The sequence below is a fragment of the Acinetobacter towneri genome, assembly GCF_001758345.1.
Classification (GTDB): Bacteria; Pseudomonadota; Gammaproteobacteria; order Pseudomonadales; family Moraxellaceae; genus Acinetobacter; species Acinetobacter towneri_A.
The window spans coordinates 1-824 of sequence record NZ_MKQS01000058.1; the positions used below are offsets into that span (position 1 = coordinate 1).

Sequence of the window (824 nt, forward strand, 5' to 3'; positions counted from 1 at the left end):
GGACATAGTTCAACATTTCCTGAAATTTAGGTCGGTCAGTATTTTTACCTGAAGCACGGTCAACAAAAATCCGGTCGACCTCAATTCCTTCAAGTTGACGTCCAGTGTTTTGCTCGACAGAACTTACCCGGACATACCCTACTTTTTGGCCTTTCACTTTTTCACGCCCCAATTGGATAAAAATGAACAATTTCGTAAATTATAATTCTTTAACACTAAAGTTACATGTTACTTATGATTAAAAATCATTTAAATGATACATAATTTCATGAACTTTCAGATTGTAACTTTAGGGTATAGTCTAAAGTTACAAAAACAAAAAGAAGGTAATTTGATTTTTAAATATCTGAGCAAAAAATCATTTACAAACTCAAATACACAAAGTATGTTTATAAAAAACAAAACTGAACCTTGGTTTGTGTTCTCTAGTGTGAATGGTAATGCTTATTGCCATTAGTGAAGCGCCCAATTTTTTAAATTGGGCGTTTTAATTTTCAAATTAACAATTAAGATTCAATTAGTTCAATAGGACTTACGCATTGACGGATTCAAAAAAGTATTAAAATACTTTATAAAGTATCTGTGATCAGACGAATTAAACATGCTTCTACAGCAACTTGTACATTACCCATTTATATGGGCTTTCTCATGACAGAACCGAACTCTATTAGCTGCACACAACTTGCCGAGACTTATAATATCTCGCATGATAGTGTAAATCGCTTTCTAGAGCGTGAAGACTACACACCTCACGACCTATATCAAGAATCAATTCAACATATTGATAATAATAAACTTATAGTCAGTATTGATGATACTGTTTT

Annotated in this window: 1 protein-coding gene and 1 pseudogene; one reads left to right on the top strand and one right to left on the bottom strand. The window is 32.3% G+C overall.

Going from position 1 to position 824, the window contains the following annotated elements; all coding sequences use genetic code 11:
- On the bottom strand, positions 1-157 hold a 157-nt coding region (locus BJN41_RS13985; RefSeq protein ID WP_201787575.1), incomplete at its 3' end, for a recombinase family protein.
- A gap of 425 nt (positions 158-582) precedes the next feature.
- Here BJN41_RS13985 and BJN41_RS15040 point away from each other — a divergent pair.
- Positions 583-824 (top strand): annotated as a pseudogene (locus tag BJN41_RS15040) (IS701 family transposase); the annotation flags it as partial.